General features: G+C 65.0%; 15 protein-coding genes. 9 read left to right on the top strand and 6 right to left on the bottom strand.

Annotated features, from left to right (window positions below; genetic code table 11):
- Positions 1-7 precede the first annotated feature (7 nt).
- The 3 genes from CMO28_RS07985 to CMO28_RS07975 are packed head-to-tail and all read left to right on the top strand — an operon-like array spanning position 8 to position 2,348.
- Positions 8-688, top strand: a complete 681-nt coding sequence (locus CMO28_RS07985) for a TetR/AcrR family transcriptional regulator (RefSeq protein ID WP_296712164.1) — start codon at positions 8-10, stop codon at positions 686-688.
- Between the two features lie 29 nt (positions 689-717).
- Positions 718-1,710 (top strand): MDR family oxidoreductase, encoded by a 993-nt coding sequence (locus CMO28_RS07980; protein WP_296712161.1) that lies wholly within the window; start codon positions 718-720, stop codon positions 1,708-1,710.
- Between the two features lie 53 nt (positions 1,711-1,763).
- Positions 1,764-2,348 (top strand): peroxidase-related enzyme, encoded by a 585-nt coding sequence (locus tag CMO28_RS07975; RefSeq protein WP_014745009.1) that lies wholly within the window; start codon positions 1,764-1,766, stop codon positions 2,346-2,348.
- Between the two features lie 142 nt (positions 2,349-2,490).
- On the opposite strand, the gene CMO28_RS07970 is transcribed toward CMO28_RS07975, so the two are convergent.
- Together CMO28_RS07970 and CMO28_RS07965 are read right to left on the bottom strand one after the other, a co-directional pair.
- Entirely contained in the window at positions 2,491-3,990 is a 1,500-nt protein-coding gene (locus CMO28_RS07970; protein ID WP_296712153.1) for a hypothetical protein, read from the bottom strand.
- A complete protein-coding gene (locus CMO28_RS07965) occupies positions 3,990-4,412 on the bottom strand; it encodes a hypothetical protein (RefSeq protein ID WP_296712151.1) in 423 nt (140 codons plus the stop codon). The genes CMO28_RS07970 and CMO28_RS07965 overlap by 1 nt, the downstream gene beginning before the upstream one ends.
- A 592-nt stretch (positions 4,413-5,004) precedes the next feature.
- On the opposite strand from CMO28_RS07965, the gene CMO28_RS07960 reads away from it, so the two are divergent.
- Entirely contained in the window at positions 5,005-5,385 is a 381-nt protein-coding gene (locus CMO28_RS07960; protein WP_296712148.1) for an ACT domain-containing protein, read from the top strand.
- A 13-nt stretch (positions 5,386-5,398) separates the two neighbouring features.
- On the opposite strand, the gene CMO28_RS07955 is transcribed toward CMO28_RS07960, so the two are convergent.
- The 3 genes from CMO28_RS07955 to CMO28_RS07945 all read right to left on the bottom strand — a co-directional run bounded on the left by CMO28_RS07955 (position 5,399) and on the right by CMO28_RS07945 (position 8,674).
- Entirely contained in the window at positions 5,399-6,583 is a 1,185-nt protein-coding gene (locus CMO28_RS07955) for an MFS transporter (protein ID WP_296712145.1), read from the bottom strand.
- Positions 6,580-7,806 (bottom strand): HdeD family acid-resistance protein, encoded by a 1,227-nt coding sequence (locus CMO28_RS07950; protein ID WP_296712142.1) that lies wholly within the window; start codon positions 7,804-7,806, stop codon positions 6,580-6,582. The genes CMO28_RS07955 and CMO28_RS07950 overlap by 4 nt, the downstream gene beginning before the upstream one ends.
- A 217-nt stretch (positions 7,807-8,023) precedes the next feature.
- The gene (locus CMO28_RS07945) at positions 8,024-8,674 is read right to left on the bottom strand and encodes a LysE family translocator (RefSeq protein WP_296712139.1); all 651 of its coding nucleotides are present in this window, start codon (positions 8,672-8,674) and stop codon (positions 8,024-8,026) included.
- Between the two features lie 115 nt (positions 8,675-8,789).
- Here CMO28_RS07945 and CMO28_RS07940 point away from each other — a divergent pair, with 115 nt between their 5' ends.
- From CMO28_RS07940 to CMO28_RS07920, 5 genes are all read left to right on the top strand, one after another.
- Positions 8,790-9,257 carry an Lrp/AsnC family transcriptional regulator gene (locus CMO28_RS07940; RefSeq protein ID WP_014745004.1) on the top strand — a complete coding sequence of 156 codons (468 nt, stop codon included), beginning with the start codon at positions 8,790-8,792 and terminating at the stop codon, positions 9,255-9,257.
- 108 nt (positions 9,258-9,365) lie between these two features.
- Positions 9,366-10,034, top strand: a complete 669-nt coding sequence (locus CMO28_RS07935; RefSeq protein WP_296712135.1) for a peroxiredoxin — start codon at positions 9,366-9,368, stop codon at positions 10,032-10,034.
- Positions 10,031-10,432, top strand: a complete 402-nt coding sequence (locus tag CMO28_RS07930; protein WP_296712133.1) for an ArsR/SmtB family transcription factor — start codon at positions 10,031-10,033, stop codon at positions 10,430-10,432. Before CMO28_RS07935 ends, CMO28_RS07930 begins: the two co-directional genes overlap by 4 nt.
- Positions 10,433-10,528: 96 nt before the next feature.
- Positions 10,529-11,311 (top strand): sulfite exporter TauE/SafE family protein, encoded by a 783-nt coding sequence (locus CMO28_RS07925; RefSeq protein WP_296712129.1) that lies wholly within the window; start codon positions 10,529-10,531, stop codon positions 11,309-11,311.
- 239 nt (positions 11,312-11,550) lie between these two features.
- The gene (locus CMO28_RS07920) at positions 11,551-13,242 is read left to right on the top strand and encodes a bifunctional protein tyrosine phosphatase family protein/NAD(P)/FAD-dependent oxidoreductase (RefSeq protein ID WP_296712126.1); all 1,692 of its coding nucleotides are present in this window, start codon (positions 11,551-11,553) and stop codon (positions 13,240-13,242) included.
- Between the two features lie 4 nt (positions 13,243-13,246).
- Here the strand turns inward: CMO28_RS07920 and CMO28_RS07915 are convergent, their stop codons facing one another.
- Positions 13,247-13,522: a cytochrome C oxidase subunit IV family protein gene (locus CMO28_RS07915; RefSeq protein ID WP_296712122.1), complete on the bottom strand. Its 276-nt coding sequence runs from the start codon at positions 13,520-13,522 to the stop codon at positions 13,247-13,249.
- Positions 13,523-13,524: the final 2 nt, after the last annotated feature.

Genomic DNA, 13,524 nt, shown 5'->3' with positions numbered 1-13,524 from the left:
TCATCGCATGACCGATGCCACCATCTCTGCCGCCCCCGCCATGCCTGCCCGCCGCCGGGGCCGTCCGCCCAAGGCCGGGCTGGTCGATGCGCGGGACCGGCTGGTGCGCTCGGGCGTCGCCATCCTGACCGAGAAGGGCTTCTCAGCCGTCGGGCTGGACGAGATCCTGAAATCGGCCGGCATCCCGAAGGGATCCTTCTACCATTACTTCGACGGCAAGGAGGCCTTCGGCGCCGCGCTGATCGACGCCTATGCGGCCTATTTCGCCCGCAAGCTCGACCGCTGGTTCCTGGACGACAGCCTGACGCCGATGACCCGGCTTGGCCGCTTCATCGCCGATGCCGAGGCGGGCATGGCCCGCCATGGCTGGCGGCGCGGCTGCCTGGTGGGCAATCTGGGCCAGGAGATGGGCACCCTGCCCGAAGGCTTCCGCGCGCAGATCGCCGCGGTGTTCCAGGACTGGCAGGCCCGCACCGCCGCCTGCCTGCGGGCGGCACAGGCCGCAGGCGAAATCGACCCGGCCCATGACTGCGACCGCCTCGCCGCCTTCTTCTGGATCGGCTGGGAAGGGGCGGTTCTGCGCACCAAGCTCGACCGCGACCCGGCGCCGCTCCGGCTGTTCGCCGCCGGCTTCTTCGCCCTGCTCGGCCATGTGCCGCCGCCGGTGCCGGCCACGTCATCAATCTGACCCCATCACCCGAACGGAGCCTCTCCCCGATGTTCAAGGCGATCCTGATCGACAAGGACGACAGCGGCTACCATGCCCGGCAGACCGATCTCGACGACGACCGGCTGCCCGCCGGCGATGTCACGGTCAAGGTCGGCTGGTCGACGCTGAACTACAAGGACGGCCTCGCCATCACCGGCAAGAGCCCGGTAGTGCGCAGCTTCCCCATGGTGCCCGGCATCGACTTGGCCGGTGTGGTTGAAAGCTCGGAACATGCCGACTGGAAGCCCGGCGACCGGGTGGTGCTGAACGGCTGGGGCGTGGGCGAGGTGCATTGGGGCGGGCTTGCCGGCAAGGCCCGGCTGAAGGGCGACTGGCTGGTGCCGCTCGCCAGCCCCTTCACCCTGCGTCAGGCGGCCGCCATCGGCACGGCCGGCTACACGGCCATGCTTTGCGTGCTGGCGCTGGAGCGACACGGCGTCACCCCCGACAAGAGCGAGGTGCTGGTCACCGGTGCGGCGGGCGGTGTCGGCTCTGTGGCCGTCGCCGTGCTGGCGAAGCTCGGCTACAGGGTCGTGGCCCTGACCGGCCGGCCCGAAGAGGCCGATTATCTGACGCGACTCGGCGCCGCCGAGATCATGGACCGCGCGCCCTTTGCCGAGCCGGGCAAGCCGCTTGCGAAAGAGCGCTGGGCCGGTGCGGTCGACGTGGTCGGCGGCCAGACCCTCGCCAACATCTGCGCCCAGATGAAGTATCGCGGCACGGTCGCCGCCTGCGGCCTGGCCGGCGGCATGTCGCTGCCGGCGACCGTCGCCCCCTTCATCCTGCGCGGCGTGACACTTGCCGGCGTCGACAGTGTGATGTGCCCCAGGCCCGACCGGCTGGAGGCCTGGCAGCGCCTCGGCCGCGACCTCGACCCGGCGCTTCTCGACGAGCTGACCACCGAAATCGGCTTCGACGAGGTGATCCCCACCGCCGCCCGCATTCTTGAAGGCAAGGTCCGCGGCCGCGTGGTCGTGCCTGTGAACCCGGAGCTCGGCTGACGATCGCCTCCGCCCGCCCCTTAAGAATCCCTCCCCAACGGAAACGCCCCGCCATGACCGACACCGCACCCGCCACCCTGCCGATCAGCCGCTTCCCGGTGCCCTCGCTCGACGAGATGCCCGAAGACATCCGCGACCGCCTGCTCAAGGTGCAGGAGAAATCGGGCTTCATCCCCAATGTCTTCGTGGTACTGGCGCGCCGGCCGGATGAATTCCGCGCCTTCTTCGCCTATCACGACGCGCTGATGGACAAGCCCGGCAACCTGACCAAGGCCGAGCGCGAGATGATCGTGGTCGCCACCAGCAATCTCAATCAGTGCCAGTATTGCGTCGTCGCCCATGGCGCCATCCTGCGCATCCGGGCCAAGAACCCGCTGATCGCGGATCAGGTGGCGATCAACTATCGCAAGGCAGACATCACCGAACGTCAGCGCGCCATGCTCGATTTCGCGATGAAGGTGTCGTTCGAAGCCTATGCGGTGGAAGAAGCGGATTTCGCCACCCTCGCCGCCCACGGCTTCACCGAAGAAGATGCCTGGGACATCGCCGGCATCGCCTCGTTCTTCGGCCTGTCGAACCGCATGGCCAATGTCACCCGCATGCGGCCGAATGACGAGTTCTACACCCTCGGCCGTTGAGGGCTGCGGCTTCCGTTTCAAGCGATGAAGAAGGCCGGCATCCAAAGATGCCGGCCTTCTTCATCAGCCGTTCATGCGCCGACGCGCCTGCTCTCAGCGCCTCACCATCACGCCTCCGCTCCTGACGCCACCCGTGATGAATTCAGTCCTCCCAGGAGGTCACATAATCGACGATATACGTCGCCAAGAAGTTGGAGGCATAGTTGATTGCGACGAGAACAACGACCGGGACACGAGGGCCTCGTGCCTGTCTTGGGCTGCCCCAGAGCATATACATGACGCCTGACGTCAGCGCGACGGCGATACCATTGGTTACTTGATTCTGAAGATATTCTCCAATCGGAATCGAGAGCAATTGCCCAGCGGATACGTCCTCTTCACTGAGGGATGAATAGATTTTATGGGCAACGGATACCCCGAACAGGATCATTGACGGTACTTCCGGGACAATACCTGCGGAGACCGCCTCCTTCGCGCCTGCAAGCGTTCCATAGCCATTGAACAGGGCGATGAACTTATTGTTGCCGGCGCCAAAAAAGCCGCGATTGAACACCGTGTTGAAATTTCTGTGATACCCGGCGAAGACGACACGTGGCACGCCTCGGACACTCACGACCCGGGCAGTGACCACGCGCGGATTGATGCCCCCGGTGTTGGGGTCAAAGATGGCGAAACCATTCCAAAGGTATTGTCTATTTTCGGCAACATAAGCCAACATACCGCCGAACGTATCTATAGCCCATTGCCGATGATCAGGCTTCGACAGGTCAATCCATTGCTCATAAGTGTAATCGGCTGGAATTGGCGAGGTTCCACCAGGCGGCAGCGTGGATACAGGATCCGAGACAAGGGTGATCGGCGTGATGGTCGGCCTTGTGTGGGTATTTATACGTGCCAAAGGGGCGGCATGAACCGTCAAAGTCAGCGGCTCCTGGCCGACCTGATCGACTGGGATTTCGCTCAGGATGCCGCTGCTGGTGGCTATGGTTAATAGCGCACCGGGAAGGGTTTGCGCTTTCAAACGTACATGGGCGCCGTCCTGGACGATCATACTCGTTTGAATCTCAGAGAGTTGCCCGTTCACCGACTCAAGAGCAAAATGCCCTCTTGTCATTGACAGCTGATAGTCTTGCTCAGTGCCGGTGAGTGATTTCAGCGAGAGATCGATATCGATGTCGCGAGGCTTCATTGCGACCGCCTCGAACGTCACAACGATGTCATAGAAGCCGAGACCATGCGGCTCTCCCGCAATTGTGGCGGTCACGTCGAAACCAAAGGTTTGATAAGGTAACGTTTGAGTTGATTTGTCGTTAACGAATCTGGTGAGCGCTGCGCCGGCGCTTCGCAGCGCCCAGAACATCTCATTCTTCCAGGGTTGGCTGCGGCCGTCGAGCATGATGACCACAGCGCCGACGAACCTCCCGTGAATGCGCATCTGAATCTCGAAGGTCTCAATCGCATCGCCGCCGACGAAAATCAGACTGCGGTCGATATGAACCACCTTGGCGCGTTTCCGACCGGCATTGACAAAATTTGTGGCCAGTTCCACTTTATGATCGAAGCTGTGGACCGGCCCTTGCCTGACGAGCTCAACACTCAAACCCAGCGAGGAGTGATTTGTGATATACAGGTTGCTACCCATCACTTACTGCTCCTGATTTTAATCATATAATCGCTAAACCTGCCCCATTTTTGATCTTCAACCATCGAAAAATCGAACGCGTTGGCCCCGATCTGGACTCGGATATCGTGGCAACGATGACCTCCGACCCAATTGAGAGTGGTGCTTGCGGTTCTGGAGCGCCACCAGATACCACTTCCAATTTGATGCCCGCGCACCATTACTCCAAACGACGCCGCATAGATTCCACTTAGAAAAAAGGCAACATCCAGCACAGCGTATCTGTGGGTATGGCGTTCAATCTCCATAATCTTCGCCTTTGTCACCCGCGATTTTATCTTATGGGACATGAGGTGCGCCGGGAATTCATCGGGCCCGCAATTGGTTAATTGCAGGTCGATCGGCACCGCGATGTCGGCCGAGACATAGACATTGGATGACATTATTCACCTTTGGGTTTGCCTCACCTTTCGCCGGGACATACTGTGCGGGAGGCTGTTGGTGTTGATTCACCTTGAGTACGGAACAAAGTTGGCGTTGCGGCGATTTTTGCGCACGCAGCGCGGCCGCCTCTATCGTGCCGCCAAGCTCCTTTATTTTGTAACCCATTGGCAGATAAGAGATTCGGCCTGACCTGCATGCCACTGGACTTGGAGGCACAGCCGGACAATGTCCGGAACTTTTCGTGTATCAATTAATCACGTTTTCACGTGAAGACATTTTAAATTAATGGCCCCACTCGAAGCAAAACGCAACACAAAGTTATATTTTTTAACATATTTCAATCAGTAAGTTGATGCATAACGGCTATACGATGAAAAACGCCCGAAATGTAAGGGGATAAGATCGTTCAGTTTTCTGATCGCCGGGCGACACGGCAGAGACAGCCGACATGCCCCAAAGAGTCGGCCAGTCATCCGGTGGCTTTCATGATCGGAAGGTGACTTCAGGGGTTATGACGGCGAGAAGACATACTCGCCTGATACCTTGCGGCTGGGCCGTCAGGCGTGGCCACCCTGCAGAAAGTTCCCGATCATGAAGCAGATTGCCCTTATTCCTCTGTCCGGAACCTACGCCGTCGCCCGGCTCGATCCCCTTGCCCCCATTCCGGGCTGGGCCGACGGGCCGGGCTTCGTCTCGATTTCGCGCACCGCCGACGAGCTGTCGGTGGTGTGCCTCGCCGAGCGGGTGCCCGATGATGTCAGGGCAGACCGGGCCTGGTCCTGCTTCAAATTCCAGGGCCCCTTCGCCTTCGATGAGACCGGCATCGCCGCCGCGGTTCTGCAGCCGCTGGCGGCCGACGGGATCGGCATCTTCCTGGTCTCGACTTTCGATACCGACTATCTGCTGGTCCAGGCGGCCGACCGGGAGCGGGTGATTGCAGCGCTCAGCGCCGCTGGCCACCGGATCGGGTGAGCCCCCTCCCTGATCAGGCCGCCCGGGGCCTGATCAGGCTTGCCGCCACGAAGGCGAAGCAGGCGGCCGCCGCGAAGAAGGCGAGGCCGTGGCGGGTGGCATCCATGGCCGCCCCGGCAAGTACCGGCCCAAGCAGCGCGCCCACGCCCCACATCAGCCCCATCGCCGCATAGATGCCGACCAGGTCGCCGCCCTTGAAGCGGCTGCCGACCACGGCGAGCATGATGGTATAGACGCCGACGAAGGCACCGCCCCAGACGAACAGCAGCACCCAGGTCACGATCTGGTGGCCCAGCGCCAGCGGCCAGACCAGGGCGCCCAGCCCCGCGACGACCGCCAGAATCCGAACCAGCATCATCCGGTCCATGCGGTCGCCGATCCAGCCGATCGGCAGTTGCAGCAGGATGGCGCCGACCATCATCACCGACATGAGCCCCGTGGCCCCGCTCTCGCTCCAGCCCAGATTGCCGGCATAAAGCGCGAGGAAAGACAGGCCCGAGGTTTCGAGCGCCGCATTCAGCATGATCGCCGCGATCGCGACCGGGGCGAGCCGCATGAAGTAGAGCGGGCTTTTCTTCACCGGGTGTTCGAAGGCCGGCGCCCTCACTTTGGGGGCCGCGACGAACAGCGCCGCACCGGCCGCGATCGCCGCACCGACGATATAGGCGGTCGCGCCTTCCGAGCCGATCGCCGCCAGGATGGCCGGGCCGGCCGCAAAACCGACCGAGAGTGCCGCGGTGTAGATCGCCATGGCCTGCGCACGGGTGCGTTCGGTGGCGAGCGCATTGGTCCAGGTTTCCGAGAGCACGAACAGGGTTTCGGACGAGGCTCCGAGCAGCAGGCGGAGCACGAACCACACCCAGACCGGCGTCGCCGGAAACAGCACCAGCACCACCGCCGCCAGCACCAGCGACAGGATGACCATGCGACGGATGCCGAGACGCGGCACCACCCGCGGCAGCAGGAAGGCCATGGCCAGCACGCCCAACGCATGCATCGCCGCATTCGCCCCGATCGCGGCCGGATCCAGATCCCGCCGGTCGAGGTCGAGCGCGATCAGCGCCGCGCTGAGTGAATAGGTCAGGCCGAACATGGTCGCGGTGGCGATGACCGCCGCCCGCGACAGCAGATTGCCCCGCGGGGTGCCCTCATCTTCGGTCGCGCCGTCTTCGGGCGCGGTCGCCTCGGTTCCGGTCATGCCGCCGGCGCTCCCCTATCGGTGATCTCACCATCGACCCGCCCAAGGAAGCCGCGGAACCGCTGCCCCCAGGACACATCCCGCCGCTCCACGATCCGGACCAGGATGCGGACATAGTCCAGCACCAGCCCCGGCGTCCAGGTCATCGAAGAGGCCCGGGTGCGGATCATCGCCGCCACCCAGAGATCAGGGTCGATCATCAGCCCCAGCAGGCGCAGCCAGGGGTGACGCCCGGCCAGTACGCCTTCCAGTGCCGCGTCCAGCCCGGCCGCCACCACCACCGAACAGTTGCGGTTGGTGATGTTGTAGGTGGCATCCTGCTTATAGCCGGCCCAGAAGGCCTTCAGCCGCCGCGGGTTGAAACGGTGGACCTCGATCCTGAGATCGGCCGGTCGCCAGTCGGCAGCCTCTTCCTCGTAACTGCGCTGAAAACTTCCGGCCATGTCATTGTCAGCGCGCGAACTGAACACGGTCATCAGCCCCCGCCCGTTCAGGTCGAAATCGGTCGCAGGCCAATGGCTGATATAAAGGTCCGGCGCCAGCTCCAGAGAGGCATGGCCGCCCGAGAACACCCCCTCGTCATCCTGCGCCCCCAGATAGCGATCGATCACCGGCCGGCCCGCCCGGGTCCGCTCCGGCCCCGCCGGCATCCAGATACGCACCACCATCGGCGGATCGTCAGGGCCGCGCGGCGGCGCCTCGCCGATCAATACCGGGGCATGATCATACCAGCCGCGCCCCGAGAAGACCGGGAGCAGCAGGATCGCGGCCTCGTCCTCCAGCCCGCGCAGCAGCAGGCCCAGCCGGATCAGCAGCCAGCCCGACAGGCCGATGAACAGGCCGATGCAGAACGCCACGTTCCACGCTCCGGAAAACGGCCAGCCCGCCAGCATCATCACCGCCAGGATCAGTTCGGCGATGCCGCAGGCGATCGAGGTCACCCAGCCGGTAAAACGGGTGAGCAGGGTCATCAGGATGCGGAACGCCCCGTCCAGGATGAAGGCGATCGCAAAAGCCGTCGACAGCAGCCAGCCGGTTTCGAAGGCCGTGCCCAGGATCAGCAGCCCGGCCAGGATCGCCATCATCGGCCGGGCCAGGGCCAGCCAGCGGCGCGGCCCCGACGAGGCGACGGCGACCACCGCCATCAGCAGGCCCGAGCCCAGAAATGCGAGGCCAAGCGCCAGATAGGTTGCAATGGTCAGCGTGGGAGACAGGCCCGCCATCAACGCGGCAGCGATGGCGAGCAGGAAGGCGCCGGCACCGGCGAGAGAATACCATCGCGTTCGGAATGCATCCGGACCGATAAGAAGGAAGGCGAGCTTGAGCAAGGGGACACCGGACAGCGGACGGCTTGGTTCAGACTGCAGATTTCATCCACGATCCGCGACCGGCGTCAATCCTGCCCCGCTGTCCTGCAAACCGCCGTCGACCGGCCCTGCCCTACTCCAGAACGATCGGGATCAGCGAGGCGACCAGCAGGGCCGCCATGACGATGTTGAAGGTCCGAAGTGCCCGGGCCGTGCGCAGCAGCCGGCCGGCCCCCACGCCGACCAGGGTCCACAGCACCGAGCAGGGAAAGGTGACGATGCCGAAGACCAGAGCCAGGGTGATCGCCGGCAGCAGCGTGCCGCCCGCCCCTTCGCCCTCGCCCACATAGGTGACCATGGCACTGGCCGCGATCACCCAGAATTTCGGGTTCACCAGCTGGAAGGCGGCGGCTTCCAGACTATTGAGCGGCCGGCCGCGCCCGCCGCTGCCTGCGGGCGTGCCCTCCGGCGCGGGCCGGGCCGTCGCGATCTTCCAGGCCAACCAGAGCAGATAGCAGATGCCCACCCATTTCAGCACGTCATGTACCCCGGGTGCCGCAACCAGCGGCGAGCCGAAGGCACCGACGGCCGCCAGGATGACGGTCACCCCCAGGCTGATCCCGGCCATATGCGGCAAGCTGCGCAGGAAGCCCCAATTGGCCCCCGACGCGGTCAGCATGGTGTTGTTCGGTCCGGGCGTCGCCGACATCGCGATCGCGAAGACCACCACCGAGGCCATCCATTCCCAGCCCATCCGCACCCCCACCTGCCCCGCCTCCACCACCGGAGGTTCATCGTCAGACGATAGCCGCGCTGCCCGGCAATCGGGTTGCGAAGATGCCAGCCAGCAGCCGATACTTGGCATCAGATGCCAATTTTTGGTGCCGAAAGCCGGTCACATGCCGATAAAACTGGACGAGATCGACAAGCGGATCCTGCGTGCCCTGCAGCGCGACGGCCGGATGCAGAATGTGGAACTGGCGCGCGAGGTGGGGCTGTCGCCCTCTCCCTGCCTGCGCCGGGTGCGGCTGCTGGAAGAGGCCGGCATCATCCGTCGCTACGCCGCCGTGGTCGACCCGGCGAAGATCGGCCTGCCGCTGTCGCTCTTCGCCCGGATCTGGCTGGAGGCGCAGGACGCCGAAACCATCGACCGCTTCATCGCCGCGGTGCGCGAATTTCCCGAGGTGGTCGAGTGCTACATCATGCTGGGTGATTGCGACGCCCTGCTGCGGGTTGTCGCCGCCGATCTGGACGATTACCGCCGCTTCCAGGCCAATCACCTCAGCCGGGTGAAGGGCGTGCGCAACATCAAGACCGATGTCCCCAGCCAGACGGTGAAGCAGAGCGTCGCCCTACCCCTGCGTTGACCCGACCCCGGCCGGAAAAAATCCTGCCTGGACTCATACTTGGCATTTTCATATTCTATCGATATACCATTTCATAGAATATGAAATGCCGAGCTGCGAGGAGACGGGATGATCGACCAGCCCATCATCCGCCAGGGACCGCCCCTGCTTCACGATCCGGCCCCCGAATTCCGGGCGCGGACGACGATGGGCGACCGGGCGATCGCCGATTATCGGGGGCGCTGGCTGCTGCTGTTCTCCCACCCCGCCGACTTCACCCCCGTCTGCACCAGCGAATTCATCGCCTTCGCCCGGGCAGCCGACCGATTTGCGGCCCTGGACTGCGATCTGCTGGCGCTGTCGGTCGACAGCCTGTTCTCGCATGTCGCCTGGATCCGCAGCATCCACGACCAGTTCGGGGTGAAGATCCCCTTCCCGATCGTCGAAGACCCGTCGATGGCCATCGCCCGCGCCTATGGGATGATCGCCCCCAACGCACCCGATGCCTCGATGGTGCGTGCGGCCTTTGTGATCGATCCGATGGGTATCATCCGCGCCATCAGCTGGTATCCGATGACCACCGGCCGCAATGTCGCAGAGCTGCTGCGCCTGGTCGCCGCCCTCCGGGCCGCCGACGCCCATGATGTCGCCACCCCCGAGGGCTGGATGCCCGGCGACGACGTGATCCTGCCGGTCGACATCTCGCCCGACACCCTTTTCGACCGCCAGGCGCCCGGAACCGACTGGTATTTCCGCACCGGCCCACTGCCCGACAGCCCGACCGGAGACTGCGGATGAGCCTGGATCCCAAAGCCGTCACCGAAGGCGCCGCCCGGCTGCGGGTGCTGGCCCATCCGGCCCGGCTGCGTGTCGCCTTCTTTCTGATGGAGGGCGAATGTGCGGTCGGCGGAATAGAGGAAGCCCTGGGCATCCGCCAGCCCAGCCTGTCGCAGTATCTGGGGGAGCTGCGCGAGGCCGGGCTGATCACCGGCCGGCGAGTGGGGCGGACGATCTTCTATCGTGTCACGCCCGGCCATGCCGAGCAGCTTCTGGGCCTGCTGCGGCAGGGCTTCGGTGGCGCCGAAGCTGCCCCCATACCGGCTGCGGTTCCAGCGACCACCGCCTCTGCCAGACCTGCCACACCCACGCGACGCCTGACGCCGGCTGCGACTTTCGCCGTGGTGGGGGAGCGGTAAGGCGCTGAAGGCAAAGCCATAGACAACGGCCGCCGGGCAGACCCGCGCCCCGCGACCATCCGGGTTACGCCACGCGGGCGAAAGGGAACCCGACTCATGATGGTGCTGCAATCAGTCCTCGCCGTCGCCTCCGGCGGTCTCGTCGGCTTCACGCTGGGCCTGATCGGCGGCGGCGGCTCGATCATGGCGACGCCGCTGCTGCTCTATGTCGTGGGCCTGCCGCCCCATGCGGCGATCGGCACCGGCGCGCTCGCGGTCTCGTTCAATGCCTTCGCCAATTTTGCCGGTCACGCCCGGGCCGGCAATGTCCGCTGGCGCGATGCCGGGTTGTTTGCCGCCATCGGTGTCGGCGGTGCCGCCATCGGGTCGTGGATCGGCAAGGATGTCGATGGCCAGCGTCTGCTTTTCCTTTTCGCCCTGCTGATGATGGCGGTAGGTGTGCTGATGCTGCGCCGCGGCAGTGGCGGTGGCGCAAGCGGCGCTCATGAACCCCGGCGCCTGCCGCTGGTCATCCTGGCCGCCGCCTGTGTCGGGCTGCTGTCGGGCTTCTTCGGGATCGGCGGCGGTTTTCTGATCGTGCCCGGCCTGATCTTCTCGACCGGTATGCCGATGCTCTACGCGGTGGGCTCGTCCCTGCTGGCGGTGGGTGCGCTCGGCCTTACCACCGCCGCCAGTTACGCAGCCTCGGGCCTGGTCGACTGGCCGATTGCGGCCGAATACATCGTCGGCGGCCTGGCCGGCGGCTATCTCGGCATGCAGCTCGCCTGCCGCCTGGCCACCCGTAAAGCCGTGCTGAACCGCATCTTCGCGGGTCTCGTCTTCGTGGTCGCCCTCTACATGCTCTATCGCAACGCTGCTGCCTTTGGCCTCGGCATCTGACGCACGGCCCTCTCAGGCGCAGACATATCAAGAACAGGAGGAAACCCCCATGGTCCCGTCCCCGGCCACCGGCTGATCACGCCGTCCGGGTCACACCGTGTGCGGTTTGGCCCGACTCCATTCTCAATCAAGGGTTACACATCACAGGCCGGTCGTGACGATCGGGGCCGCATGCGATGATGCATGCCTGCCCGCAACCGCCAGCTGATACCGGCCCTCCCGACGGGAGTAGCCATCCCATGCCCCGCACGCACGCCCTGTCGCCGACAGTCTCGGTCGCGCCCCAGATCCATCCGGAAGACATGGCCGATCTGGCCGCCGCCGGCTTTCGCGCAGTCATCTGCAACCGGCCCGACGGCGAAGGCCCTGATCAGCCGGTTTTCGAGGAAATCCGCCAGGCCGCACAGGCTGCCGGGATCGAGGCCGCCTTTCTGCCCGTCGCCTCGGGCAAGGTGACGGATGACCAGGCCGGCGCCTTTGCCGGGCTGATCGACCGCCTGCCGCGGCCCGTGCTCGCCTATTGCCGCTCGGGCACGCGCTCGGCCACGCTCTGGTCGCTGGCCGAAGCCGCACGCGGCCGGCCGCTGCCCGAAATCATCGCCGCCGCAAAAGCGGCCGGTTACGACATGACCGGCGTCGCCCGCCGGATCGCCAATGGCGGCCGCACGCCGGTGGACGGCACCAGCCTCCACCATGACGTGGTCATCGTCGGCGGTGGCGCCGCGGGTATCGCCGCCGCATCCAGCCTGAAGGCCCGCAAGCCCGATCTCGACATCGCGATCATCGATCCGGCCGATATCCACTACTATCAGCCGGGCTGGACCATGGTCGGCGGCGGCGTGTTCGATGCCCGCACCACCGCCCGGACGATGGCCTCGCTGATCCCGCCGGGCGTCACCTGGATCAAGGCGGCGGTGGCGGCCTTTGAACCCAATGCCAGGGCCGTCATCCTGGATGGCTGCCGGGTGATCACCTGGCGGGCGCTGGTCGTCGCCCCCGGCCTCAAGCTGGACTGGACCGCCATTCCGGGCCTGGCCGAGACGCTGGGCCGCAACGGCGTCACCTCGAATTACCGCTATGATCTGGCCCCTTACACCTGGGAGCTGGTCCAGGGCATGAAGAGCGGTCGGGCGATCTTCACCCAGCCGCCGATGCCGATCAAATGCGCGGGCGCACCCCAGAAGGCGATGTATCTGTCCGCCGACCACTGGCGCCGGCAGGGTGTGCTCTCAGGGATCGACATCAATTTCTGCACCGCCGGGGCGGTGCTGTTCGGCGTGAAAGACTATGTGCCGGCGCTGATGTCCTATGTAGAGCGCTACGGCATTCATCTCCGCTTCCAGGAAAGGCTGACCCGCATCGACGGGCCCGCCCGCACCGCCTGGTTCACCCGCACCGATGCCGCGGGGCAGACCAGCACGGTGGAGCGCGGTTTCGACATGATCCATGTCGTGCCGCCGCAATGCGCGCCCGATTTCGTGAAGGTCTCGCCGCTTGCCGATGCGGACGGCTGGGTCGATGTCGACCCGTCGAGCCTGCGGCACCGGCAGTATGACGGCGTCTATGGCCTGGGCGACGTCTGCAACGCACCCAATGCCAAGACGGCGGCCGCCGCCCGCAAGCAGGCGCCGGTGGTGGCCCACAATCTGCTGCGCGATCTGGGCCTGATTTCGGGGGTCGACGCGGTTTATGACGGCTACGGATCCTGCCCGCTGACCGTGGAGCGCGGCCGGATCGTGCTCGCCGAATTCGGCTATGGCGGCAAATTGCTGCCGAGCTTCCCGAACTGGCTGATCGACGGCCGCCGGCCCAGCCACCTCGCCTGGCTGCTGAAAGAACGGATGCTGCCCTGGATGTACTGGAAAGCGATGCTGCGTGGTCGCGAATGGCTGGCGAAACCCAAACCTGCCCTTCCCGCATCGGCGCAATGATCACTCACCACCAGCCGCGGGTGGCGTAGTCGGCGCCCGACAGCGCGAAGAGGATGCCGAGCCAGGCGATGGCGCCCAGCGCCATCACCCTGACGAGCCCCGCCTCTTCGCCCAGATGCATGAAGAACCAGAAGATCAGTCCCACCTTGATCGCCGCGATCAGCAGGCTGGCGGTCAGGCTGGCCGCGCCGTGCAGAACGGCACTTGCCGCCACCGTGGCCGCCAGCAGCACCAGCAGCGCCGCCCAGATCAGGATCAGCCGTCCGATACCGGTCATCATTC

It is taken from the genome of Tistrella sp., from assembly GCF_002684955.1.
Taxonomy (GTDB): domain Bacteria; phylum Pseudomonadota; class Alphaproteobacteria; order Tistrellales; family Tistrellaceae; genus Tistrella; species Tistrella mobilis.
This window is presented reverse-complemented; position numbering and strand designations above follow the sequence as displayed.

What these genes read in the sequence shown, in the direction of transcription:
- CMO28_RS07985 (WP_296712164.1), top strand. Translation starts at nt 8, where the DNA reads ATGACCGATGCCACCATCTCTGCCGCCCCCGCCATGCCTGCCCGCCGC.
- CMO28_RS07980 (WP_296712161.1), top strand. Translation starts at nt 718, where the DNA reads ATGTTCAAGGCGATCCTGATCGACAAGGACGACAGCGGCTACCATGCC.
- CMO28_RS07975 (WP_014745009.1), top strand. Translation starts at nt 1,764, where the DNA reads ATGACCGACACCGCACCCGCCACCCTGCCGATCAGCCGCTTCCCGGTG.
- CMO28_RS07970 (WP_296712153.1), bottom strand. Translation starts at nt 3,990, where the DNA reads ATGGGTAGCAACCTGTATATCACAAATCACTCCTCGCTGGGTTTGAGT.
- CMO28_RS07965 (WP_296712151.1), bottom strand. Translation starts at nt 4,412, where the DNA reads ATGTCATCCAATGTCTATGTCTCGGCCGACATCGCGGTGCCGATCGAC.
- CMO28_RS07960 (WP_296712148.1), top strand. Translation starts at nt 5,005, where the DNA reads ATGAAGCAGATTGCCCTTATTCCTCTGTCCGGAACCTACGCCGTCGCC.
- CMO28_RS07955 (WP_296712145.1), bottom strand. Translation starts at nt 6,583, where the DNA reads ATGACCGGAACCGAGGCGACCGCGCCCGAAGACGGCGCGACCGAAGAT.
- CMO28_RS07950 (WP_296712142.1), bottom strand. Translation starts at nt 7,806, where the DNA reads ATGGCGGGCCTGTCTCCCACGCTGACCATTGCAACCTATCTGGCGCTT.
- CMO28_RS07940 (WP_014745004.1), top strand. Translation starts at nt 8,790, where the DNA reads ATGCCGATAAAACTGGACGAGATCGACAAGCGGATCCTGCGTGCCCTG.
- CMO28_RS07935 (WP_296712135.1), top strand. Translation starts at nt 9,366, where the DNA reads ATGATCGACCAGCCCATCATCCGCCAGGGACCGCCCCTGCTTCACGAT.
- CMO28_RS07930 (WP_296712133.1), top strand. Translation starts at nt 10,031, where the DNA reads ATGAGCCTGGATCCCAAAGCCGTCACCGAAGGCGCCGCCCGGCTGCGG.
- CMO28_RS07925 (WP_296712129.1), top strand. Translation starts at nt 10,529, where the DNA reads ATGATGGTGCTGCAATCAGTCCTCGCCGTCGCCTCCGGCGGTCTCGTC.
- CMO28_RS07920 (WP_296712126.1), top strand. Translation starts at nt 11,551, where the DNA reads ATGCCCCGCACGCACGCCCTGTCGCCGACAGTCTCGGTCGCGCCCCAG.
- CMO28_RS07915 (WP_296712122.1), bottom strand. Translation starts at nt 13,522, where the DNA reads ATGATGACCGGTATCGGACGGCTGATCCTGATCTGGGCGGCGCTGCTG.